20 protein-coding genes, 1 tRNA gene, 1 rRNA gene, 2 pseudogenes and 2 other annotated features are annotated in these 22,057 nt (G+C 57.4%); of the genes and pseudogenes, 14 read left to right on the top strand and 10 right to left on the bottom strand.

Annotated elements, in window-relative coordinates; all coding sequences use genetic code 11:
- Positions 1–12 precede the first annotated feature (12 nt).
- Positions 13–172, top strand: a sequence feature (23S ribosomal RNA rRNA prediction is too short).
- A 20-nt stretch (positions 173–192) separates the two neighbouring features.
- Positions 193–439: a sequence feature (23S ribosomal RNA rRNA prediction is too short), on the top strand.
- A gap of 215 nt (positions 440–654) precedes the next feature.
- From rrf to ROS217_RS23350, 3 genes are all read left to right on the top strand, one after another.
- Positions 655–769: ribosomal RNA gene (gene rrf / locus ROS217_RS02850) — 5S ribosomal RNA — on the top strand.
- A 160-nt stretch (positions 770–929) separates the two neighbouring features.
- Positions 930–1,006 (top strand) — tRNA-Met (locus ROS217_RS02855).
- Positions 1,007–1,049: 43 nt separating this feature from the next.
- Positions 1,050–1,379 (top strand): hypothetical protein, encoded by a 330-nt coding sequence (locus tag ROS217_RS23350; protein WP_157046525.1) that lies wholly within the window; start codon positions 1,050–1,052, stop codon positions 1,377–1,379.
- A gap of 33 nt (positions 1,380–1,412) precedes the next feature.
- Here ROS217_RS23350 and ROS217_RS02865 read toward each other — a convergent pair.
- A pseudogene (locus tag ROS217_RS02865) lies at positions 1,413–2,277 on the bottom strand (transposase).
- A gap of 684 nt (positions 2,278–2,961) precedes the next feature.
- Between ROS217_RS02865 and ROS217_RS02875 the strand changes: the two are divergent.
- The 9 genes from ROS217_RS02875 (at position 2,962) to ROS217_RS02910 (ending at position 10,750) form a co-directional block, all read left to right on the top strand.
- Complete coding sequence (locus tag ROS217_RS02875; RefSeq protein ID WP_009816149.1) at positions 2,962–3,840, top strand: NAD(P)-dependent oxidoreductase; 879 nt, start codon at positions 2,962–2,964, stop codon at positions 3,838–3,840.
- A gap of 94 nt (positions 3,841–3,934) precedes the next feature.
- A complete protein-coding gene (locus ROS217_RS24960; RefSeq protein WP_367118655.1) occupies positions 3,935–4,108 on the top strand; it encodes a hypothetical protein in 174 nt (57 codons plus the stop codon).
- Between the two features lie 179 nt (positions 4,109–4,287).
- A complete protein-coding gene (locus ROS217_RS02880) occupies positions 4,288–5,070 on the top strand; it encodes an enoyl-CoA hydratase/isomerase family protein (protein WP_009816151.1) in 783 nt (260 codons plus the stop codon).
- An 88-nt stretch (positions 5,071–5,158) separates the two neighbouring features.
- Positions 5,159–6,613, top strand: a complete 1,455-nt coding sequence (locus ROS217_RS02885; RefSeq protein WP_083781572.1) for an aldehyde dehydrogenase family protein — start codon at positions 5,159–5,161, stop codon at positions 6,611–6,613.
- Positions 6,614–6,656: 43 nt separating this feature from the next.
- Entirely contained in the window at positions 6,657–7,577 is a 921-nt protein-coding gene (locus tag ROS217_RS02890) for a ketopantoate reductase family protein (protein ID WP_040650317.1), read from the top strand.
- 1 nt (position 7,578) lies between these two features.
- Positions 7,579–8,433 carry a PhzF family phenazine biosynthesis protein gene (locus ROS217_RS02895; RefSeq protein WP_009816154.1) on the top strand — a complete coding sequence of 285 codons (855 nt, stop codon included), beginning with the start codon at positions 7,579–7,581 and terminating at the stop codon, positions 8,431–8,433.
- 3 nt (positions 8,434–8,436) lie between these two features.
- Positions 8,437–8,901, top strand: coding sequence for a RidA family protein (locus ROS217_RS02900; RefSeq protein ID WP_009816155.1), 465 nt, complete (start codon positions 8,437–8,439; stop codon positions 8,899–8,901).
- Entirely contained in the window at positions 8,898–9,446 is a 549-nt protein-coding gene (locus tag ROS217_RS02905) for an aldolase/citrate lyase family protein (RefSeq protein WP_009816156.1), read from the top strand. The genes ROS217_RS02900 and ROS217_RS02905 overlap by 4 nt, the downstream gene beginning before the upstream one ends.
- A 104-nt stretch (positions 9,447–9,550) precedes the next feature.
- On the top strand, positions 9,551–10,750 hold the full coding sequence (locus ROS217_RS02910) for an aminotransferase-like domain-containing protein (protein ID WP_009816158.1): 1,200 nt from the start codon (positions 9,551–9,553) through the stop codon (positions 10,748–10,750).
- A gap of 31 nt (positions 10,751–10,781) precedes the next feature.
- Here ROS217_RS02910 and ROS217_RS02915 read toward each other — a convergent pair whose 3' ends face one another.
- From ROS217_RS02915 to ROS217_RS02935, 5 genes and pseudogenes are all read right to left on the bottom strand, one after another.
- Positions 10,782–11,456 carry a tripartite tricarboxylate transporter permease gene (locus ROS217_RS02915; RefSeq protein ID WP_009816159.1) on the bottom strand — a complete coding sequence of 225 codons (675 nt, stop codon included), beginning with the start codon at positions 11,454–11,456 and terminating at the stop codon, positions 10,782–10,784.
- 12 nt (positions 11,457–11,468) lie between these two features.
- Positions 11,469–12,329: pseudogene (locus ROS217_RS02920) on the bottom strand (PhzF family phenazine biosynthesis protein).
- A 53-nt stretch (positions 12,330–12,382) separates the two neighbouring features.
- Entirely contained in the window at positions 12,383–13,876 is a 1,494-nt protein-coding gene (gene citF / locus ROS217_RS02925; protein WP_009816162.1) for a citrate lyase subunit alpha, read from the bottom strand.
- A 17-nt stretch (positions 13,877–13,893) separates the two neighbouring features.
- On the bottom strand, positions 13,894–15,024 hold the full coding sequence (locus ROS217_RS02930) for a CaiB/BaiF CoA transferase family protein (RefSeq protein WP_009816163.1): 1,131 nt from the start codon (positions 15,022–15,024) through the stop codon (positions 13,894–13,896).
- Positions 15,025–15,310: 286 nt separating this feature from the next.
- Complete coding sequence (locus ROS217_RS02935) at positions 15,311–15,634, bottom strand: EthD family reductase (RefSeq protein WP_009816164.1); 324 nt, start codon at positions 15,632–15,634, stop codon at positions 15,311–15,313.
- A gap of 199 nt (positions 15,635–15,833) precedes the next feature.
- Here ROS217_RS02935 and ROS217_RS02940 point away from each other — a divergent pair, with 199 nt between their 5' ends.
- Together ROS217_RS02940 and ROS217_RS24280 are read left to right on the top strand one after the other, a co-directional pair.
- Complete coding sequence (locus tag ROS217_RS02940) at positions 15,834–16,784, top strand: LysR family transcriptional regulator (protein ID WP_040650318.1); 951 nt, start codon at positions 15,834–15,836, stop codon at positions 16,782–16,784.
- A gap of 68 nt (positions 16,785–16,852) precedes the next feature.
- Positions 16,853–17,086 (top strand): hypothetical protein, encoded by a 234-nt coding sequence (locus tag ROS217_RS24280; protein WP_198134927.1) that lies wholly within the window; start codon positions 16,853–16,855, stop codon positions 17,084–17,086.
- Between the two features lie 146 nt (positions 17,087–17,232).
- Here the strand turns inward: ROS217_RS24280 and ROS217_RS02945 are convergent, their stop codons facing one another.
- From ROS217_RS02945 to ROS217_RS23985, 4 genes are all read right to left on the bottom strand, one after another.
- On the bottom strand, positions 17,233–18,402 hold the full coding sequence (locus ROS217_RS02945) for a glycosyltransferase family 4 protein (protein ID WP_083781503.1): 1,170 nt from the start codon (positions 18,400–18,402) through the stop codon (positions 17,233–17,235).
- 652 nt (positions 18,403–19,054) lie between these two features.
- On the bottom strand, positions 19,055–19,957 hold the full coding sequence (locus ROS217_RS02950; protein WP_009816168.1) for a glycosyltransferase family 2 protein: 903 nt from the start codon (positions 19,955–19,957) through the stop codon (positions 19,055–19,057).
- The gene (locus tag ROS217_RS02955) at positions 19,954–21,315 is read right to left on the bottom strand and encodes an O-antigen ligase family protein (RefSeq protein ID WP_157046526.1); all 1,362 of its coding nucleotides are present in this window, start codon (positions 21,313–21,315) and stop codon (positions 19,954–19,956) included. The genes ROS217_RS02950 and ROS217_RS02955 overlap by 4 nt, the downstream gene beginning before the upstream one ends.
- Positions 21,316–21,596: 281 nt before the next feature.
- Entirely contained in the window at positions 21,597–21,923 is a 327-nt protein-coding gene (locus ROS217_RS23985; RefSeq protein WP_157046527.1) for a hypothetical protein, read from the bottom strand.
- Positions 21,924–22,057 lie beyond the last annotated feature (134 nt).

A 22,057-nucleotide genomic window follows, 5' to 3' on the forward strand; every position in this document is an offset into this window, starting at 1 on the left:
AGGTACGCCGGGGATAACAGGCTGATACTGCCCAAGAGTCCATATCGACGGCAGTGTTTGGCACCTCGATGTCGGCTCATCTCATCCTGGGGCTGGAGCAGGTCCCAAGGGTACGGCTGTTCGCCGTTTAAAGAGGTACGTGAGCTGGGTTTAGAACGTCGTGAGACAGTTCGGTCCCTATCTGCCGTGGGTGTAGGATACTTGAGAGGAGTTGCCCCTAGTACGAGAGGACCGGGGTGAACGAACCACTGGTGGACCTGTTGTGGCGCCAGCCGCAGTGCAGGGTAGCTATGTTCGGACAGGATAACCGCTGAAGGCATCTAAGCGGGAAGCCCCCCTCAAAACAAGGTATCCCTGAGAGCCGTGGTAGACCACCACGTCGATAGGCCAGAGATGTAAGCGCAGCAATGCGTTCAGTTGACTGGTACTAATGGCTCGATAGGCTTGATTTGATCCAGTAATAGCAAGATTGTTACGGACAAACTCAAAAGCATACACAAAACACAATGTCTTGACTTGGAACACTGCCCAATCGGAGAAAGACGGTTGGGCAATACCTGTCCTCATGACGCCGAGCGCCGTCAGGACAAACAAACGTCCTCAAGTCGCCGATAGGCGGTAGGACACCTAATATGTCTCGAGGTTTTTTCCCGGTTTGGTGGTCATAGCACAAGCGAAACACCCGGTCCCATCCCGAACCCGGCCGTTAAGCGCTGTCGCGCCAATGGTACTGCGTCTTAAGACGTGGGAGAGTAGGTCGCTGCCAAACCTGGTAAAAACCTCAAGACATCAAACTGTATCTCTCGACCACGATAAAACGCCCCACAACAAAACAATGCTGGGGCATACTATAGGCCCAAGGCGATCAATATCGCCCAAAGCCAAAACAATCGCCCAATTCCACACGCGGAAAACAGGCAAAACACTGTCGCGGGATGGAGCAGCCCGGTAGCTCGTCAGGCTCATAACCTGAAGGTCGTAGGTTCAAATCCTACTCCCGCAACCATAAATACTATACTTTGCACAACCTCTTGTTCACAGGAGGTTTTTTGCTGTCCGGGCTTCCCCTCCCCACCAATGCTCAGCGCCAGAATGCCTGCGAGCGCGCCGTGAAGGTCCAGCTGTGGCTCCATGCGCTTGCCGCCCGTGGGCACAGGCGTGACCACGATCTTCTCGATCAGCCCACGGATCGCCTCGCGGGCCTCGCCCGGGCCATCCGGCGCGAACAGCTGCTTGATGCGGACATGATAGGTCTCGGCCATCTTGGGGTGAATGCGCAGGGCGGTGTCCTTGGCGGGGGTCGCGGCAAGGTCGGCCTGCAGCTGCTTTTGTCGTGCTTCAAGCTGGGCCATGCGGTCCTTGATGCGCTCGGCGGGTAATCCCTCATTTTTAACGGGGTGCGGTCGTAGAATTCACGCGGCCATTTTCAGCTTCTGAACGGGCAAAGCCCAGGGTTACCCCGCCGACGCCCATGATCGGGCTTTCGTTGTTGCAAGTCCAGAGCCATTGCGTGGCGTGATCTTGGGCCTAGTCGATGGTTTCGATGATGTATCGGTCCAGCCATTCATGCCGGACGGTGCGGTTGTAGCGCTCGATGTAGGCGGTTTGCTGCGGCTGACCGGGTTGGATGGTGATGCCCCGTTTTTCGGCCCATATCAGCAGCTTGCCACTGATATATTCCGTGCCGTTGTCGACCCTAATGGTGCCGGGTTTGCCGCGCCATTCGATGATCCTGTCCAGGCTGCGGATCACCCGTTCTGCGGGCAAGGAGAAGTCGATCTCGATACCCAGCCCTTCAGGTTGCGAAGGTGCAGGAAACACAGCCCAAAACCCCAGGTCTTGCGGGCATCCGTCAGCCCGACCAGCAGATCGGCGATCTCTTCGTTCTCGGCCCGCAGCTTCGGGCCATAGCAAAAGCAGGTCTCGCTGACCCCGAAGGCCCGGCAAGCGAGGGCGATGCTTGCCCCACGTCGTGACACGGCATTCTCGGCCATCTCGCGGCGTTGAGATGGCCCAGTCACTTTTTGCAAGGGCTTCGAGTAAATTCGCCTGCATGCTCAGATCCGCATACATCCGCTTCAGGCGACGGTTCTCGTCTTCCATCGCTTTCATCTGGCTGATCAGCGATGCATCCATGCCGCCATACTTCACCCGTCACTTGTAGAACGACGCATTGCTCATCCCGTGCTCGCGGCACAACTCGGCCACCGGCACACCACCTTCCGCCTGACGCAGGATCGCAATGATCTGCACCTCCTTGCGCAGCGATACATCCATCTCTCAAGCTGAGTGGGCGTGGGCGCCTTCGACATGGGTCTGTCAGGAAGGTAAGGATTGGGTGGGCGACGAGTTCCATCTATATACTGATTTTCTTGTGGTTTCAGAGGTATACCAGATATCGTGCGAGTGAGAAGCTTGTTTGCTTTGAGGAGCAGTGACCCAAACTGAACGGTGGCGGCATGACTGATCTGACCGGGGTGGTGAGATCCACAGCTGCGGGAACGTTATGAGGCTCGTTCTCGACTGCCCGGGCGCATTCGCCTTTTTAACACATCGGATTCTGTTGTACTTGATAGCAGTACGGACAGAAACCGAAGACTATCAACCAAAGGACTCTCATTATGAGTGAGGGGCGACCGAGGGGTAGGTCACGATTTGTGCAACAGAGCCCGGTTGAAATGCCATACCTAGAGCAAGATTGGCAATTCCTTCGACGAGTGTAGTAGAAACAAATGCCTCTCTGTGACCTTTCAATTTAACTGACTAATTCATAAGTTTTAAAATATTGCCTGAATTATAGGTACTGCGTATCTTTAGTCAGAATTCATACTCGCCAGCTTCCAGTTAGGACAGGACTACCAATCTGGTTGCCTGCACATCGTTGCGGGGAGGTAAATGGAGCACTGACAACGGGGTGCAGCTCCATCCCGCATAGCTAGACACACTAGGAGGACTGCCAAAGTGCAAAAGATCGGATTGATTGGTGTTGGTCTGATGGGGCATGGCATCGGGAAGAATATTGCAGCCAAAGGCTGGGAACTCCATTTCCTGCACCATGACGGCAACCAGCCAACGGAAGACCTGATCGACCTGGGTGCAACCCGTCATGACATGGCGGCGGATCTTGCGAAGGCGTGCGACATCCTGATTCTGTGTGTGACCGGCAGCCCGCAGGTCGAGGACGTGCTGATCGGCTCTGGTGCCGTGCTTGAAGCCCTGCGGCCCGGCACGATCGTCGTCGACTGTTCCACCGCGATCCCCAGTTCCACCCGCGCCCTTGCCGCAAAGGTCCGCAAGGTCGGTTCCGAACTGGTGGATGCAGCAATGACTCGGACGCCAAAGGAAGCCGAAGAAGGTCGCCTCAACCTGCTGGTCGGAGGCGAGAGCGACCCAATTGCCAAGGTACGGCCAGTGCTGGAGACGTTTGCGGAGAACATTTTTGTCGCTGGCGGCCCCGGCAGCGGCCACCAGTTGAAGCTGATCCACAACATCATCTCGCTCGGCACTGTCACCCTGATCGCCGAAGTTGCCGCCTGTGCGATTTCGGACGGGATGGACGTCGAAGCAATGGTGGACTGCCTGCGCAAGGGCGGCGCCGGTGGTGCGGCTCTTGAACGGGTCGCCCCCTACATTCTTGAACGCAATTCCGATCTGCTGCGGTTCACCATCGCGAACGCCTACAAGGACGCCAGCTACTACACCGAGATGGCAAACGAACTGGGCGCTACCCGACAAGTGGCTGACGCCGTTCACAAAACACTGGGCAATCTGATCGAAAAAGGCGCAGGCGATGCCTTTGTGCCTGAACAGGTAAAGCTGCTCCAATCACCCCAAGCTTGAAGCCTGTCCGGGTGCCCTGACGCCAATCAAACATTTAGCAACTCTTGAACGCGGTGTTGATTTGCCCGATTTGTTTCGGAGCGCCACTACCGCATTGTTCACCCCTCCCTTGGGCGTCAACTTGTTCGCTGCGGCACAGGTCGCCGAGATTCCCTTACAAAGGTTGTTCAAATCCCTGATCATTCCGGTATCGACAGTGATCGCGGCGCTCTTGGTCATAACTGACGTTCCGCAAGTGTCATTGTTTCTGCGGGACATTTTGAACTGACCTGCCGCTGCCACAATCACTGAATTCAGTTCAAACTCTTTGCGTCGACATTATTACTCAGGCAATCTGCATAATAGTTAAGATTATGCAGATTGTTTGAAGCAAGAGCCCGCCATAGACTACAGTGAACTCACCAAAACATCCGCTGAGATACTGACGACATTCGAGAAAGCACAACAATGATCGAACCTTATGTAGAATTGGCAGTGCACGACAGTATCGCCACCATCACGCTGAACAACCCGCCACTGAACGTGTTCAAGATCGAGATGACCGGACAGCTTGATCGCATTCTTGAAGGTCTGCGCCGGAATGACGAGGTGCGTGCCATCGTTCTGAAGGGCGCTGGCCGCGCCTTCTGCGCCGGGTCTGATATTTCCGAGTTCGACGCCTTTCACGAACCGGGCAAGGTCGTTGAATTGAAATTGCTGCGACAGAACGCGGTTTTTGAGAAACTGGCCACTTTCCCCAAACCCGTCGTGGCAGCGATCCACGGTCTCGCCTATGGCGGGGGGCTGGAAATAGCCATGTGCTGCGACCTGATCGTCGCCGAAGAGGACTGCCGCTTTGCCATGCCGGAAATGCGCCTTGGGGTATTCCCCAGCAGCGGTGGCCCCTATCGGACCGTGCGCCGCATCGGTCCTGCCAGGACGAAACAACTGATCTTCCTGACCGAGCCAGTGGATGCCCAAACTGCATTCGCCTGGGGTCTGATTGATCGTGTTGTGCCGAAAGACGATGTTGTCAATTCGGCACAGGCCCTTGCGGCGGAGATGTCGAAGCGCCCGCCCCAGGCGCTTAGCCTGTGCAAAGCCCTGATCGGAGAGGCTACGCGGTTGTCTACCGCCGAGTTGATCTCCCGCTCGCTCGACGCCAGCGACCAGGTCTTTGCCTCCGCCGACTGCGAGGAGGGCGTGCGCGCCTTCTTTGCCAAGCAAGAGCCCAACTTCGGAATGAACTGAAGCCGCCGAAATCGGCAGGCATACTCACCATGTTTGCGCAGCGCAGGCAGCGTGCGACCGAGTGATCGCCGCCAGAAAGGAACTCATGATGAACGAGATCAACAACAGCACATCCAAACCACAGAACCTGATCGGCAATAGCTGGGTTCCGGCTCAATCCGGCAGGGTTCTTCCGGTCGTATCTCCGATCGATGGGGCGACATTCGCGGAGATCCCGGATAGTGACGCTGCGGATGTCGATCTTGCCATCGCCGCAGCTCGGGAAGCGTTCGAGACCGGTCCATGGTCGAAGCTGACGGCTGTTGAACGCGGACGGCTGATGTTGAAGCTCTCCCTGCGTATTCTCGAAGAAAAGGAAGCCTTGGCGCAGATTGAGACGAAAGACAACGGCAAGCCAATCAAGCAGTCGCGCACCGACATGATCATGGCGGCCCGCTATTTCGAATTCTATGGCAGCGCTGCTGACAAGCTGCATGGCGAAGTCATTCCGTTCATGAACAATTATGACGTCGCGATGTACCGCGAGCCGCATGGCGTCGTCGCGGTGATCTTGCCTTGGAACTATCCGGCGCAGCAGGTCGGCCGGTCAATCGCCCCCGCGCTTGCGATGGGCAACACGGTTGTGCTGAAACCTTCCGAGGATGCCTGCCTGAGCGCCTTGCGGATTGCAGAGCTTGCCGTCGAAGTCGGATTCCCCGCGGGGGTCTTCAACGTTGTAACCGGGCGCGGAGAAACCGCCGGCAAGGCCCTGACCGAACATCGCGGCGTGGACTTTATCTCCTTCACCGGTTCGCCCGAAGTTGGAACACTGATTCAGATCGCTGCGGCAAAGAACTATGTCGGTTGTACGCTGGAGCTTGGCGGCAAATCTCCGCAGATCGTATTCGAAGATGCCGATCTTGACGCCGCAATCCCGGTGTTGGTGAACGCCCTGATCCAGAACGCTGGCCAAACCTGTTCGGCAGGCAGTCGTGTTTTGATCCATCGCCCCATCTTCGATCAGGTCGTCGCGGAACTGAAATTGCGGTTCGAGGCGATTGAAGTCGGACCGTCGGGCGAAGACGATGTGATGGGCCCCCTGATTTCCGCCAAACAGAAGCAGCGTGTCGAGCGCTATATCGCGGAGTCGGATCAGCCCATTATCGCCAAGGGCCGGATCGGGTCCAACACACCAAGTGACGGCTTTTACGTCGCGCCGGTTCTGTTCGGCCCCTGCAACCCCAACTCGCGTATCGCTCAGGAAGAGGTCTTCGGCCCGGTCCTGTGTGTGATTCCGTTCAAAGACGAGGCGGAAGCTATCGCCATCGCAAACGGGACAGATTATGGGCTTGTCGCTTCGGTCTGGACACGCGACGGCGCCCGCCAGAAGAGGGTGGCAAAGGCGTTGCTTTGCGGGCAGGTCTTTGTGAACAATTATGGTGCGGCGGGCGGCGTCGAACTGCCGTTCGGCGGTGTTCGCAAATCGGGTCACGGGCGGGAAAAGGGTGTGATAGCCTTGCATGAGTTCTCGCGTATCAAGACTGTCGTGAACTATTTCGGCTGACGCACGCGCCGCAGGCAACACCGTTCAGTGAAGGGAGCGTCACATGAAAATTGCTGTAATGGGGGCAGGTGCGGTTGGCTGCTACTATGGTGCCATGTTCGCGCTCGCCGGACATGAGGTCGTGCTGATCGGGCGGGCACCCTTCGTCGATGCCGTGTCGCAAAGTGGACTGACCCTCGAGAAGGGCGGTGAACGTCTTGTCGCCAAGGTGAGGGCCAGCACTGATCCTTCGATGATCCGCGGCGCTGACATCGTGATGGTCTGTGTAAAGTCCGGCGATACCAGAGAGGCCGGGCAGCAAATCGCACCTCATCTGGCGCTAGGTTGCATCGTGCTCAGCCTGCAGAACGGTGTGTCGAATGCCGAAACCCTCGGGCAGATTACCGGGCGTCCGGTACTGCCCGTCGTAGTCTATGTCGCCAGCCACATGATTGGCCCAGGGGTTGTGCGTCACGAAGGGCGCGGCGATCTGGAACTGTCGGGGCAAGGTGCGGAGGTAGTCGCCGACATCTTCAACGTGGCCGGTGTCGAGACGCGCGTGTTTGACGATGTCATGGCTTCGCTCTGGGCGAAGCTGGTGGTGAATTGCGCCATCAATCCGCTGTCGGCCATCACCGGGTTGCCCTATGGCAAGATCGCGGCGCAGGAGGGTATGCCGGAACTGATGCGGGATATTGCCCGCGAAGCCCTTTCCGTCGCGCAGGCGGAGGGCGTTTCCGTGCCAGACGCAGTTTTCGAAACAATCCGAACCATACCCGTCACAATGGCCGGTCAGCACTCCTCGACGGCGCAGGACCTAGGACGCGGCAAACCGACCGAAATCGACTACCTCAATGGGGAAATCGTGAGTCGAGCCGCTAAACTGGGCATCGACGTACCGATCAATCGCACCCTGACCTTGCTAGTGAAAAGCGCCGAGCGCGGGAGCACCGTTGATGGTAAAACGAACAGTATTGGACAATAATATGCTGAACATACAACATATTTCCGCGTTTTCGAGCGGACAGGATGGCGGGAACCCGGCGGGTGTCGTGATCTGTGACACCCTGCCTGAACCTGCCGTAATGCAGAAAGTTGCGGCGGAAGTCGGCTATTCGGAAACCGTCTTTGCTGCGCCCGAGGGCGATGCGTGGCGGGTCCGATATTTTGCTCCCGAGGTCGAAGTGGATTTCTGCGGCCATGCAACGATTGCACTTGGCGCGGCCCTGGCACGCCATGTTGGGCCGGGGCTGTTCACGCTCGACATCAATCGCGCGCGCATAACCGTCGAGGGCCATTCGTCCGACGCCAGCTGGGGGGCAGCCTTCCAATCGCCGCCGACGCGCAGCGGACCTGTGGCCGCTGCGGTCCTGGCGGAAACCCTGGATATCTTTGGCCTGTCGCGCGACAGTCTCGACCCGCGCATTCCCCCCGCCGTGGCCCATGGCGGCGGCGATCACCTGATCCTTGCGCTGAAAGACCGCGAGGCCCTGCGCGAGATGAAGTATGACTTTGCCCGGGCGCAGGCGCTGGCCGCACGCGAGGGCTATATTACCTTCAATCTGGTTTTTGCCGAGACGGCGCAACTGTTCGATGCGCGCAATCCGTTCCCCTTTGGCGGTGTCGTTGAGGATCCTGCGACGGGGGCCGCCGCTGCGGCTCTGGCAGGATACCTGCGCGACATCGACTGGCCGCATCAGGGCCGCGTAACCATCCGCCAAGGCGAGGATATGGGCGTGCCTTCGCGGCTGATCACCGAGATCACGCCGGAACGGGGTGCCAGCATACGCGTTACGGGAGAGGCCCGTACCGTCCGTGAATCGCAAGAGATCGAGATTTGAGACATGACGACACCTGAACAGAAACTGGAAGCACTCGGCCTGACCTTGCCGCAAGCGCCCGACCCGCTGGCCGTTTACCGACCAGTGCGAAAGATCGGAAACACGCTTTACCTGTCTGGCCAGATTCCGCGCAATCCCGATGGGACATTTATCACCGGTCGTCTCGGGGACGATGCAACGGTCGAACAAGGCTACGCGGCGGCGCGCAATGTCGGGCTGCAACTCTTGTCGGTGGTCAAGTCGGTCGCCGGGGATCCGTCGGCTGTCGAGGCGGTGGCCAAGGTTACCGGTATGGTCAACGCGACACCGGATTTCATCGATCACGCCAAGGTCGTCAACGGCTGTTCCGAACTTTTCATCGAGGTTCTGGGCGAAGCAGGATATCACGCGCGTGCGGCCGTCGGCATGGGTTCACTTCCGCTTGGGGTCATGGTCGAGATCGAAGCTATCTTCATCGTCAAGGAATGAGTGCGCTGGAAGCGATCAGGGCGCCGCTGTTCGTGCCTGCAGATCGATCCGAGCGTTTCGCAAAGGCCGCCGCGTCGGGGACCGATGCGATTATCCTCGATCTTGAGGACGCGGTAGCCGACGGTCCCAAGGATGCTGCCCGCGCCGCATTGCGTCGCGATTTCATCGAACTGCCAGTGATCGTGCGCATCAACGCAATCGGGAGCACCGCGTTTGAATCCGATCTGGCTGCGGTAGCGACCTTGCGCCCCGACGCAATTATGCTGCCCAAGGCCGAGGGTGCCGATCAGATTGGGTCACTGACCGATGTGCTGCCGTATCCGGTCATCGCGCTGATCGAGTCCGCACGGGTCCTCGCCAATGCGCGCGCGATCGCCGCGGCAAAGGGCGTGGCGCTGCTAGCCTTTGGATCGATCGATTTGCGCCGATCTGCGCTGCGCCCATACCCGCGTGGTATTGGCTCCTGCGCGTTTCGAACTCGTTTTCGCGTCGCGTCTAACGGGCATTGCCGCACCGCTCGACGGGGTGACTGTGCTGCCTTATGATCTGTCGGCCACATCTGGCGACGCCTCGCATGCCCGCGCGATCCTAAGCCGGGTGGATCATCCCGCGCCGTAGTGGCGAAGAGTATAGCAAATCGAGATATTTCATGACACGCCCCACTTTCGCCGCATGGCTCTCCGACACCAACGATGTAACCCAGACATTTCTCGCGGCCGGACAAATTCCGGGGCTGATCAACTTGGCGGGCGGCCTGCCAGATCCGGCCACATGGCCTGTCAATGATTTGTCAAAACTGGCAGAAAGGGCCGTAGCTAACCACCCGAGCGAGGCGCTGGCCTATGCCCCGATCAGCGGATTGCCAATTTTGCGCGACCTGATCGCAACGCGGTTTTCCGCACCGGGATTGACGTTGACCCGCGACAATGTGCTTATCACCACAGGCGGCATGCAGGCGCTTGACCTGATCGGAAAGGTCCTGCTGGAAGAGGGCAGCCTCGTTGCAGTGCAAAGCCCGGCCTATCTGGGTGCGTTTGACGCGTGGCGGCCGCGCTTGCCCCGGTATCGTCCGATGGTGTTGGAAGCGGGAGATTTTGACCCTGCCGCGGCTTTTGCGGGTGCGCAATTCGCCTATACGGTGCCGAATTTTTCAAACCCCTCCGGTCGGCTTGTCGATTTGACCCAACGGCAGGTGTTGGTCGAGGCGGCGCACCAGACCGGTACCTGGCTGGTCGAAGATGATCCCTACGGAACGCTTTATTACGATGGAGCACCCCTGCCACGGATGCTGACGCTCTCAGCGCAGCACGGCAGCGGCCCCTATGACGGCCCGGTCATCTACCTGGGCACGCTGTCAAAAGAGCTTGCGCCCGGTTTCCGGATCGGCTGGGTTATCGCGGTACCCGAAATGATCGCGGCGCTTGTATCGGCAAAGCAGGGATCGGATATGAGTACCTCCGGCCTCTGCCAGCGGATCACCTATGACGCCATCTCCACCGGTCTGACGGATCGGGTCTTGCCGGGAATCCTCGATCTCTACCGTGCCCGCCGCGACGCGCTGTGTACCGCGATGGAAACGCACCTTGCTGACCTCTTCGACTGGGAGGTGCCGTCAGGTGGCATGTTCGTCTGGGCCACGGCGCGCGATCCGCGCCTGAATACCGATGATTTGCTGCGTGTGGCGATGGCGCATGGCGTCTGCGTTTCGCCGTCGAGCGTCTTCGATCCTGAGGGGATGAACCGCCGTTCCATCCGGGTGAATTTCACACTGAACAACCTTGAAACGATGATCGAAGGCGTCCGGCGTCTTGCCGTAGCGGCAAAATCGGTACTGTCTAAGACGGGTTAACACTCGTGGCACCGGCCCGGAGCACACCGGATTAGAGCCGCGCTGCCGCCTGCCTGCTCCGGCGCAAGGAAATCGTAAAGGACCGGACCAGCAATAGGGCCGTGACCAAGTAGATCACCAGCGCGATCAGACTTCGCACGAGGATGTCGAAGTTTCCTCCTGAGATCGACAATGCCCGCCTGAGATTGTTTTCCATGTCCGCCCCCAGAAGCAGGCCTGGCACGACCGGAACCAGTGAGATGTCCAGCTTGCGCAGAGCATAGCCACAAGCACCGAAACCGATCATCACGAACAGATCAAATGCCGAGTGGCTGATCGAGTAGATGCCGATAAAGCTGACCATGACGACGAGAGGCATGAGCAGCCAATGTGGCAGACTCAGCATGCGGGTAAAAAGCCCGACCATCGGCACGTTCAGCATAAGCAGCATGACATTGGCGAGATAAAGTGCCGCGATCAGCCCCCAGACAAGATCCGGTAGCCTTTCGAAAGGAAGCGGTCTGGGTTGGATGCTGAGCGATACAAGCAGAACTTGCATGACCGCCGTGGTACCGCTTCCGGGCACGCCAAGTGTCAGCATCGGAATCAGTGTCCCGGCCGATGCCGCGTTGTTGCCTGCCTCGGGCGCGGCGATGCTGTCGGCCAGATGGGCCTCCGTGTCTTGTTCATCGCCACATTCCCTTTCCTTGCCCGTTGGCCCAGGCAAGCGGCGGTGCGGTCACGACTTCAGAGTGCCGTCCATCGTCGTGATGCACGCACCGCCCACAAAGACTCCGTGATCGGAATCGATCCGGATTGAGACGAAGCCGTCGCGCCCGGTCATTCGCCCCTGCCGCGCGATGTAAGAATCGCCCTGCCCGATCTGGGAAGCCTTCAGCCGGAAACTCGCCACGCACCCATTGCCGCTGCCGCAGACGGGATCCTCGTTTACGCCGGTCGATGTCGGGAAGGACCGTGTTTCGATCCCCGTATCGCTGACCGCGTATAAGCATACGCCGATGGCCCCGAGGCGGCGCTCGAAATCGGCGCAACTGGCCAGGTCCGGCGCGATCCCGAGCAGGGAATCGACGTCGGAGATTTCAGCGGCGATCCAGACGGCCCCCACGTCCACCACTGCAGGTGCCGGGTCGGCCAGCACCTTGTGGCCAAGGATGGCGTTCAGTTCGTCGATCTCTTCGCCAGTCAGCAGACGGTGTTCCGCCGGTGGCAGTTCAAAGGTCAGACGCCGTTCGTCTCCGGCAGCCTCGACCGAGATCGGAACGAGGCCCTTGGCACATTCCTGGACCAGCTTCCCTTCCGTGGGGGAGAACAATCCGGCCTCCAGGACCGCATGTGCCGTCACGAGGGTCGGATGGCCTGCAAAGGGAAGTTCGGTTGTCGGGGCGAAAATGCGGAGCTTGTAATCCGCTCAGGCGTCGGTTGAACGCATGACAAAGGTGGTCTCGGACAGATTGATCCAGCGGGCGATGGCCTGCATCTCATCATCCTTCAGCCCCTCACCGTCCAGGACAACCGCGACCGGGTTTCCAAGGAAATGTTCCTTCGAAAAGACATCGACGACCTTGTAGTTTCTGTTCATGGATTATTGCACCCGATATTGCCTGACCCGTTGAAGGCGAACGCAGAATACGCTCAATCCCGTCGCGGCACCTCTTTGATGACATCCGTAACCGACCCGTCGCGATACTCCGACACCGCCACGATCCGCCCGTCTGCCGGATGGATCGCCGCGCGGGTCGCCACCGCCGCCGCGTCGCGCTGCAAGTCAGCGATGTTGCGCAGGGGCAACCCCGCGTGGCCCAACCGTTCCACCAGATCACCGCGCCGCGGGTTCACAGCGATCCCGGCCTCGGTCACCAGAACGTCGACGGTTTCTCCGGGCGTGGTCACCGTGCCGACGCGGTCAACGACCTTGGCAAAGCCTGCCGCCGTCAGCCGTGTGGTGATGATGGTCAGTTTGGCGCCCGCAGCGGTATCAGCGTGCCCGCCCGAGCCACCATTGATCATCCCGTCTGACCGGGTGGTGACATTGACATTGAAATCCAAGTCGATCTCAGTCGCGCCCAGTACGACGGTATCCAGCAGATCAACCACCGCGCCGCGTGGGCCGGGGCAGGCATAGACCGACGCCGACATCCCCAGATGGCGCGGATTGCTGGCATAGGATTGCACGGCGGCAAGATCGAAGCACTGCACATCGAGCAGCGCTTCGAACAACTCAGCCTCGAGCATCTTGACGTGAAATCCGGTGATACCGCCTGCTGCGAAACTGCCCTTTATCCCGGCGTTGGTCATGTAGCGCGCGAGTTCATCCGCTGTGGCGATGGAGATACCACCGGCACCGTTTTGCAACGAAAAGCCAGGGATCAGTAGCCTGCTCGCCTCAATGACGGCGGCCGTGCGCCGCGCGATTTCCAGCCCGATAGGTTCGGTGGTGGGGCGCGTGATGCCCGACAGGATACCTGCTGCATCGCCGATGCTTTTCACCGGGACCACCCAATCGACGGATTGCTGATCGATCTCGATCTGCGGGACCGGGAAGGGCACCAACGTATCGGTCACGGCGACCACGAGGCGGGCCTTGACGATATCAGCCTTGGGATAGCCTAGGGCGCCACAGGCCCGCGGTCCGATTGAACCAGAGATATTGCCAAGCGGATCGGCGGCGGGGGCCGCGACAAACGCCACATCAATAGGCAATTCGCCCGCCGCAATGGCCCGGGCGCGTCCGCCATGGGTCCGCAGGATCGCCGGTCTTGGCAGAGCCCCAACCGAGATCGCTTCGGCGACCGGGCCTGAAATGAAGCCCGCAGAAACCCCGGTGACAGTGCCGCGTTCGATATGGCCCACCAACGGTTCGTGCACCGGAAAGATCGACGAGGCCGCAACGTGCAGATCCTTGAGCCCCCGCCGCTCGGCCACCGCCAGCACCATATTCAGCACCGCATCGCCGTTGCGCACGTGATGGTGAAAGGACAGCGTCGCGCCGTCACGCCGGTCGCATGCATCAAAAGCGGCCTCCAGATCGGCCAACAGCTTGCTGCCCACCCGCTCTGACATACTGGCGCGATAGAGGCGGATCGTGCCATAACCCTCAAGCACGGCGGGGAAGTTTTCTCGGTTCATGGGTTCGCTCACACTCTTCAGGCCCTTTCTGCGCGGCCAGCCCCAAAGGCGCTGCCAGGGCGTTGCGACAGACGCTCGCCGTTGAATTTGATCGGGTTCGACAAGAGGCGCATATCAGGACGCATCTCGTGGGGGACGTCCGAGATCATGCCAACCTCTTCAATAAACGGATTTTCCAATGCATCGCGCACACTGAGAACCGGTGCGACGGGTAGCAGGCCGCGGAATGTTTCAAGCCAATGTTCCGCCGGGGCTTTGGCGAACTCGGCGTCCAGAACCTCGGTCAGCGCATCGCGGTTCGTTGAGCGCGTGTGCTGATTGACAAAGCGCGGGTCCGTCTTCAGGTCATTGCGGCCCAATTTGTCCACCATCAGCTCCCAGAACCGTTCGGTCATGCACATCACATAGATCCAGCCATCCTGCGCCGTGAACGTCTGCACCGGCGAAACCGACATATGCGATCCGCGCGCCACGCGGCTGCTTTCCAATCCCTCGTTGAGATACCAGGTCCCGGCATAGCCCAGCTGATGCAGCGCCACGTCGAACAGACTGACATCGACATCGCATCCCTCTCCGGTTTGCCCGGCCTTCCGCAGCGCCGCCAGGAGCCCCAGAACTCCAACCGTTCCGGTCATGAAGTCGATGATAGACACGCCAAAGCGAGTGGGGTCTGCGGACGGGTCGCCGGTCAGGTGCATCAGCCCCGCTTCGGCCTGCATCAGGAAATCATATCCCGGCCAGTTGGCACGGGAATTATTCCGCCCATAGGCCGAGATATGCAGGCAGACGATGTCCTTCTTGGCAGCTTTCAGAGTCGCATAGTCGATGCCAAGTTTTTCTGGCTGATCGCCACGCAAGTTGTTCATCACCGCATCGACCGAGCGCGCGATCGCCAGAAAGGCTTCGCGCCCTTCTTCGCTTTTCAGATCGAGCGCGATGCTGTTCTTGTTGGTGTTCCAGCCCTGAAACACCAGGCTGTCGTTGTCACCCAGAAAGTACGGGCCCATTTTGCGTGCTGGATCGCCACCCGAGGCGGTGTTTTCCACCTTGAACACAGTCGCGCCCATATCGGCCAGATACATCGAACCATAGGGGCCCGCGGCAAAGTGCTCGACGGTTACAATTTTCAGGCCTTCCAACGGTTTCATTCCGGCTCTCCTTTTCATATTCCTGCTGTGATTGACCGGCATTCAGGCGCAAGGCCGCAGGCCGCTGTCCCCTGACGATCGCCAAGGGATTCCTATCTTCGTGGATGGGATTCGTTGTCTTGCAGACAAGATAGATCAGAGATCGTTGTTCAATCCATCTTATTAAACTAAAAGATTAATCAGTTTTTGTGACATGACTCTGCGGGACGTCAGGCCGCCTGCTCGGGCATCCGCTGGCTCGTTCTACGTCGATCAAACCCGCCACGAGCTATTCACATTCAGCAGATCAGGGCCAGATGTGCCGGGTTTCGGTAACGATAACGCCATACAGGGATTTGGCGAAGTTGGGTGTGTCCGCGAGTAGCTCCTGACCCTCCTTGCTCGCAAATGCGGCATCATGGTCTTCGACGGAGTCAAACCACAGTTCAGAAAAACCGTCCCAACCAGCTTCCGGGAAAGAGTCGCGATCAATCAGATTGGTGGTATAGCGGCGGAGTCCGGGAAGCTTCTTGCAAAGTTCCGCGTGCGTTCCAAGCCAGTGCTCATGAAATTGCTCCAGGGTCAGATCATCGCGCTTGATCAGATAGCCGATACGCTTCGCATACGACATTGTGTCCTCCTCACTTGATTAGAGTTCTGTTCAGGAGCGCATCTTGAGCGTCGCAGACTCCGTATCTTGAACGGTAGACGAACCGAGCTTATTCATTCAATCTTGTAAAACTGACCTATTTTGCAGATTATCTAAATTAACATGACGCGCTTGCCTAGCGGTGCGTTGCCACCCGTCAACTTGCCCATGGAGAACGCTGTTGTCCGTCAATCTCAAACTCTTGCACACCTTCGCTCAGGTGGCCCAGTTGCGCAGTTTCACCCGGGCCGCCGAAGAACTTGGCCGCACGCCATCGGCGATCAGCATGCAGATTGCCGAGCTTGAAGATCAGATCGGCCTAAAATTGCTGGAGCGCACAACGCGCAGTGTAACCCCGACGCCGGATGGGGCACTCCTGCTTGAACGGGTCCAGAACTCGATTCGGAGCCTCGAGGACGGAATCTCCGAGGCGCGCGATGCAGCCGAACGCAGAATGGGGCGCGTCGTTTTCGGATGCGCTCCTACATTGGCTGCGGGGACTCTCGCACCCGTATTGACACAGTTTCGGTCCCGTTTTCCGAAAGTGGCACTTCAGGTTCGAGAGGTCACATCGAACGATCTGCTGAGCGCCGTTCGGCAACGGGAAATCGATTTTGGCATAACCCCCTTTGTGCAAGCCAAATCGGACCTGGTGTTCAAGCGCCTGCTGCGCGAACCACTCGTGGCTCTGGCCTCTCGTGATCATTTCGAGGACCTTCCGGAAACGCTTTCCCGTGATTTACTGTCTCGTTTGCCACTGCTCGTTATGCAAGGAATGCCGGTCATTGTGCTGCAAGATGAGCGGGAGACGCCTGCGATGCTGACGGAATATCTCGAACGGTCCGGACGATCGCTGAACATTGCTTGCAGTGTGCGCCAAGCGGCTACTTTGGTGGACTTGGCGACATCCGGGTTGGGGATAGGCCTAGTTCCGAAGTTGGCGGTTCCGGCTCAGATGCCGGAGCACGTTCGGGTCTTGTCACTGTCCGAACCGGAGGTCGTTCGGGACATAGGAATTGCGACACTCAAGGGCGAGGTATTAAGCAAACCAGCGCTTGCCTTGGCTGGAATGTTCAAGTCTCAGTTGAGTGGCGGATTGTCCAATTTGTCAGTGTCCCAGATTATAAGCTAATGGGACGAACTGCCGTCTCACCAACCCGCTGCTACTGTGGCGGACCTAGGTGGAGAAAAGAGCATCTGATGGGCATCAAGGTTTTGGGCATTGATCTGGGCAAGACCTTTTGCAGTCTTGCCGGGCTGGACGCAGGAGGAGCGGTGGTGTTTCGCAAGCGCTCTCAGGCCTCTTTACTATTTTGTATCGCTCGACGGATTGCCTCCGTCGTCGTGGCGCTGCCGTGGAGAACCTGGCCCATAGTGCTTCCTTCCATTCCAAGGAAAATAATGCACCATCAAAATCTGGGATCAAACATTTAAGGCACACCGGCTTTAACCTGAGATTACACTGGCTGCGCCGAGAAAATCATACCACGCCTCGGACGCTCCCGCTCGAGTGAAGCAGGACGGGCGGAACGGTTGAGATTGGCGTAGATGGCTGTCGCCAACCCGCCGAATCTGGGTCGTCACACGCTACCTCGCTGGCGTGTCATCGCACCGAACCGCTCTCGGGCGGCCTGTTCCCAAGTGAATTCTCGGCTAAAGTCCCGCGCTGCGTTTCCCAACCGAGCCCGCAAGTCAGCGTCATCGCTTATGCGGCGGATTGCATGTGCCGTGCTGTCAACGTCGGTAGGATCAACGACGAGGGCCGTCTTGCCATCCACCGCGATCCGGCCACCCCCGTTTACCGATGTGACCATGGGCAATCCATGTTCTGCAGCTTCCACTGTAACTTGTGGCCCACCTTCCGCCAACGACAAGAATAGGAAGGCGTCGGCCTTCTTGTAGGCTTCATCAATGGCATCCGAATATCCGTGCAGCTTGACTGATGGGAGGTTCAGAAAATCGGCGAAGGCGTTGGCAAAGGCCGAGTCAAGTATTCCATAGAGATGCAATGTCCCGGGCTCCCCCGCCTGCTTCCAGCCACGAAGCAAATGATGCACACCTTTTTCTAGATTTACGCGCCCAACAAACAGGAACTCCAACGGCCCATCTTGATTGCCTCTAAGCGGTTTTGGTATTGGTGGGATAGTGCATTGAGATGCATATCGAGTCAGAACAATTTTTTCCGCGTCGCACCCATAATCGACAAGGGATTGCCGTGCCAGGGCGTTAGAGCTGAACACAATATCCGCATCGTTCAGAAAAATCTCCTGAGAAGCGATCTTCTCGGGTGTCACATAGTGGGAATAGGTCAATCCCTCGCGGTCCATCTCCTCCTCGATTATCCGTTTTTCAGCCTGCGTATGAAAGTTTATAACCTCGACGGCGATACGACAGCCGCGATCCCTAAGGATTGACAACGCTTTGGGCGCAAGGGATGGCCACACATAGACCAAGGCACCTTCAGGAACTATGCGCGGAATCATCCGTTCTGTTGCACGACGCAACATTGGGCCGAAATAACTGTAAGGCAAAAAACTTCCCACATTGCTAAAAGGGATCCGGAGCGTGCAGCCTGCGGGTACATCCACACGCCGCCGTGTTCCGAAGATGTACGATTCATATCCCAACTGCCCTGCGGCTTTGCAAATGCTCAGGCAGGTATGTGCAGGTCCTTTGCCATCGAAGCCCATAGGATTGACGACATATATTGGTTTGCCGAGGTCATGCCCCTCGGGCGTGGTAACAGTCATGCGCCTACACCTTTCCTAGCCCCAATAGCCAGCGCACCCATGATAACGCGGGCTTTTCTATCAGATGCCAACACAACCGGTGCCACACGGACAGACAAGCGCAACGGAACGTAACCCTCCACACGTAGAGGTGGTTCCAATCATAAATGGGAGAACCAACTCAAGACAATCCACTGCCTTTCCTGATAGGAACAATGAGAGTGACATAGGGTATCAGACAGACAGGTACCTTGGAATTCTAACCTGCTTCACGCCCGATATAAACATATCAATGTAGCCACGACCAGTCATCGCCGGATCTGCAAGTGGAGTTATCGCTGAAAATTGGTGGTGGCCCTTGGTTCGACCCCGACCCTTGCACCGCCCGTGGCAAGAGTTTTCGTGTTTCGATCAGGGTGACAGGCTGGTGATGTCAGCGCAAACGAAATGGTGAAAATTCGACGGCGCAAATCGCCTGCCGGAGAGCGTCAGAGTATTGCATTCAAGGACGGGATCAAGCACCTTCAAACCCCGTCTGATCACGCCGTCACCAACTTTCGGGCATGGCTCCGGCCAAGTTCACGCCGCATAATCAATCATACAAACAAGCCAGAGCCCCCAATACTCGGACCGCTCGGATGTTCCATTCTATACGAAGACCGACAGTGCATTATCAAGTGGTCCTGAGACGGCCAAGCGTTCTGAGCATCAGATAGGTGGCATGAAACAGATAGCGCAAATTTCCCGGCTGCGCCTGCCAGGCTGCCCAGCCGTGAGAGGCGGCCGTTGTATATTGCCCGAGGGCTCGGTGGCCTCCGGCGATACGATGATGATGATGTGCCAGCACTCCGGGGTAGCGCCCTAGAAGATCATAATGTTTCTTCAAAATATGTTCCTGGGCGGCGAGGCGCTTCTTCGAGGAATGCGTGAGTGAGTTCTCAGACATCCGCTGCACGACGAGATCGTCGTCGATGAAAGCCACCGGCCCTAGGGACGCAACGCGTAGCATCAATTCCCAATCGACCAAGGCGGGGAGTGCTTCGTCGAAACCGCCGATCTGGTCAAGAATGTCGTGCCGCACGACCAGCATTTGGGTCGAAATATAGTTCTCGAGCGCCAGGCTGGGTAGTATGTCACCTTCTAGCGGAGACGTTTCGGGGGCCGGGCGCCGGTATTTTACCGGGGTTTCAGGATGGGTGTCTTTCTTTATAAGCATGCCACAATAGGCCGCGACGAAATCACTGTCCTGTAGGTAGTCCATCTGGCGTTTCAGCTTACCGGGTAGCCAGATATCGTCGCTGTCCTGAAATGCGATCCAAGGTGCTGTCGAGGATCTTATGCCGTGGTTCCGTGCCTGGCTGGGGCCCCGGTCTCCGGAATTGTGTAGAATCCGCAATCGCGGGTCGTCAATACTTTCGAGAACGGCAATCGTGCCGTCGGTCGAATTGTCATCGACAGCGATCAGTTCAATTGGATCATAATCCTGAGTCAGGACGCTTAGGACAGCCTCATGGACTGTTGTTTCACGGTTGAAGCAGGGTATTATCACTGACACGAGTGGACTCGCAGCCGTCATTTTAATGAACTTTCTTGCTTAACCCGTATTGAACTACGGGGTGTGTTCCGGTCGAATCGTGTATAGCGAGGTCTGTTCCCGGACTCTGGAGGGGGTTCAGTTTGCATCTCGGTCTTGTTGCTGTCCGAGGTGTACATCCAAGCCCCGGCGCCGACAAAGAACATCACAAAGGTCGCCATCGTGTCCCAGACGTGCACGGTGATCAACGTGAAGCATATAGCAGCCAGAGTTATACCGTAAGCCGTTCGGCAGCGCGTCACGTCGTTGCCGGATATTTGTGCTCGACACAGCATCAGCATGTGAAAGAAGAATGAGGTAACGATCAAAATGAACCCGACAAAACCGTAGCGCATGGCTGTAACTAACCAGAAATTATCAACTGAAGATGTCAACCAATCCGGCCGGGCCCAGTCATTGAAACCAAGGCCAAATATAGGGTAGGTCCAGACAGAGGCCCAGCCGAACTGATTGGTCGCAATGCGCGTCCATCCTGTTCCGGAATTGAAAGTCATCGTTTCGATAATGATGGTGATTGGCGTTCGGTTCGAAGCTAGGTCGAGTGCAACATACAGAATGACGCTCAATATCAGGAAAAGGGTCCAACGCCCTCCCATGATACGGTTCCAGACCAGCAATCCGATTTGCATGGCGCACGCCAGCAACGGGGCGGACGAGAGCGACAGGAACGACATACCCAAAGTGAATGTAGCGGCGAACAAGGCCAGTGTTGGTCGGGCTGCAAACAGATAAAAAACATTCGCCAGCGCAGTAGAGCAAAACAGCCCGAACAGGATTGGGTGATCAAAGACGGAATAGACCCGTTCCAGTCCCATCCTGCCATAGGCGCTGTCACCTCTGTAGGGGGCGTCGAAGACGATGCGAAACAGATCAGGAAGGATCATTTTGCCGGTCGTGGCCTCAATCAAGGCAAAGGGAAGTAGGCAAGCCATGGCGATCAGGATGAACCGGATCATGGCATTGTAATCCTGTAAATTTCGCACCAAAATCCTCCCGACAAAATACCCTCCGACCATTTCGACCACGTTAATCCCGGCAAAAGGAATACGCTCAGTTCCATGCGAGACCACAAGGGCTAGCATGATCCAGAGGCCGAACAGGATGAACGTGAGATCGACAAACGTGAAACGTCCGGCTGCACCTTGTATAACTTTGATTGCGAACGGCACCGAAAAGACAAGGAGATATAACCGATTTGGCGACAGCCTCAGCCCCGCAACCTCCATAGAGATAGGCAGTAGGATCGTTATCAGGAAAATTGTCAAAAGTGGAGACGCGGCCGCCCGTGTCGCTAGTACACGACGAGGTCCTGTCTGTTCCTGCGAGCCAGCCGTGGTCACGCGAATTCTCCGCAAAAGAGGGTCAAAAAGAGAGCCGTGCGCCTTCATCGCAGGGAATGGCAATTCGTATTGCCGGTTTCCTAGCATACATGACATCAAGCGGGTTCCAAATTTTTTGGGGGCAGAATTAATTTATAGCCTTGGCTCTAGCATTTGTGGGCTTGCCTGATCCTGTCCTCCGGATGGGGAGTTGCTCAATGACGCACGGTTCAAGGAGCCACCACAGCAGAACGAGAAATGCCGACTCTTTTCATGACGCTTGCCCTTTATGTGTCAAATACTCATTTTTTGTTTTCACCGCGGGAGTGGGAAATTTTAAAGGCGGGCGCTCTTTCCAGCGATTGCCTATCACGAATCAACCAAGATTGTTCAGGAACTATTTCCCCGTTCAAGCGACTTTGTTCACGACCTGACGACAATCGCCGGTGAGGAGGTTTTGCTGGTCCGAAGCCAATTTGCCGAAAAAGGCTGAATTTCAATGTCTTCATAAAATGCGCCGCGTATTTTTCGATTCTGGCCAAATTATGTCTTGTTTTAGGCAGTCCAGGGGAGTTCACTGTTAACTGGGACGTAGATGCAAGTATGTGCCGCTCATTCGGTGTTTTCATTGGAATGGATTGTCCTGCATTGGATGTCGAATGCCTACTCGCTTATGAATGTGTGTAGAGGCAATTAGTTACGACCTTTGGTTACTTTTCAGAAACGCCTGTCAGCAGGCGCGGTTCTGAACTGAAAAGGCCAA

The sequence above is a fragment of the Roseovarius sp. 217 genome, assembly GCF_000152845.1.
In the GTDB taxonomy this organism is placed as follows: Bacteria; Pseudomonadota; Alphaproteobacteria; order Rhodobacterales; family Rhodobacteraceae; genus Roseovarius.

What these genes read in the sequence shown, in the direction of transcription:
- ROS217_RS02880 (WP_009816151.1), top strand. Translation starts at nt 4,288, where the DNA reads ATGATCGAACCTTATGTAGAATTGGCAGTGCACGACAGTATCGCCACC.
- ROS217_RS02885 (WP_083781572.1), top strand. Translation starts at nt 5,159, where the DNA reads ATGAACGAGATCAACAACAGCACATCCAAACCACAGAACCTGATCGGC.
- ROS217_RS02890 (WP_040650317.1), top strand. Translation starts at nt 6,657, where the DNA reads ATGAAAATTGCTGTAATGGGGGCAGGTGCGGTTGGCTGCTACTATGGT.
- ROS217_RS02895 (WP_009816154.1), top strand. Translation starts at nt 7,579, where the DNA reads ATGCTGAACATACAACATATTTCCGCGTTTTCGAGCGGACAGGATGGC.
- ROS217_RS02900 (WP_009816155.1), top strand. Translation starts at nt 8,437, where the DNA reads ATGACGACACCTGAACAGAAACTGGAAGCACTCGGCCTGACCTTGCCG.
- ROS217_RS02905 (WP_009816156.1), top strand. Translation starts at nt 8,898, where the DNA reads ATGAGTGCGCTGGAAGCGATCAGGGCGCCGCTGTTCGTGCCTGCAGAT.
- ROS217_RS02910 (WP_009816158.1), top strand. Translation starts at nt 9,551, where the DNA reads ATGACACGCCCCACTTTCGCCGCATGGCTCTCCGACACCAACGATGTA.
- citF (WP_009816162.1), bottom strand. Translation starts at nt 13,876, where the DNA reads ATGAACCGAGAAAACTTCCCCGCCGTGCTTGAGGGTTATGGCACGATC.
- ROS217_RS02930 (WP_009816163.1), bottom strand. Translation starts at nt 15,024, where the DNA reads ATGAAACCGTTGGAAGGCCTGAAAATTGTAACCGTCGAGCACTTTGCC.
- ROS217_RS02935 (WP_009816164.1), bottom strand. Translation starts at nt 15,634, where the DNA reads ATGTCGTATGCGAAGCGTATCGGCTATCTGATCAAGCGCGATGATCTG.
- ROS217_RS24280 (WP_198134927.1), top strand. Translation starts at nt 16,853, where the DNA reads ATGGGCATCAAGGTTTTGGGCATTGATCTGGGCAAGACCTTTTGCAGT.
- ROS217_RS02945 (WP_083781503.1), bottom strand. Translation starts at nt 18,402, where the DNA reads ATGACTGTTACCACGCCCGAGGGGCATGACCTCGGCAAACCAATATAT.
- ROS217_RS02950 (WP_009816168.1), bottom strand. Translation starts at nt 19,957, where the DNA reads ATGACGGCTGCGAGTCCACTCGTGTCAGTGATAATACCCTGCTTCAAC.
- ROS217_RS23985 (WP_157046527.1), bottom strand. Translation starts at nt 21,923, where the DNA reads ATGAAAACACCGAATGAGCGGCACATACTTGCATCTACGTCCCAGTTA.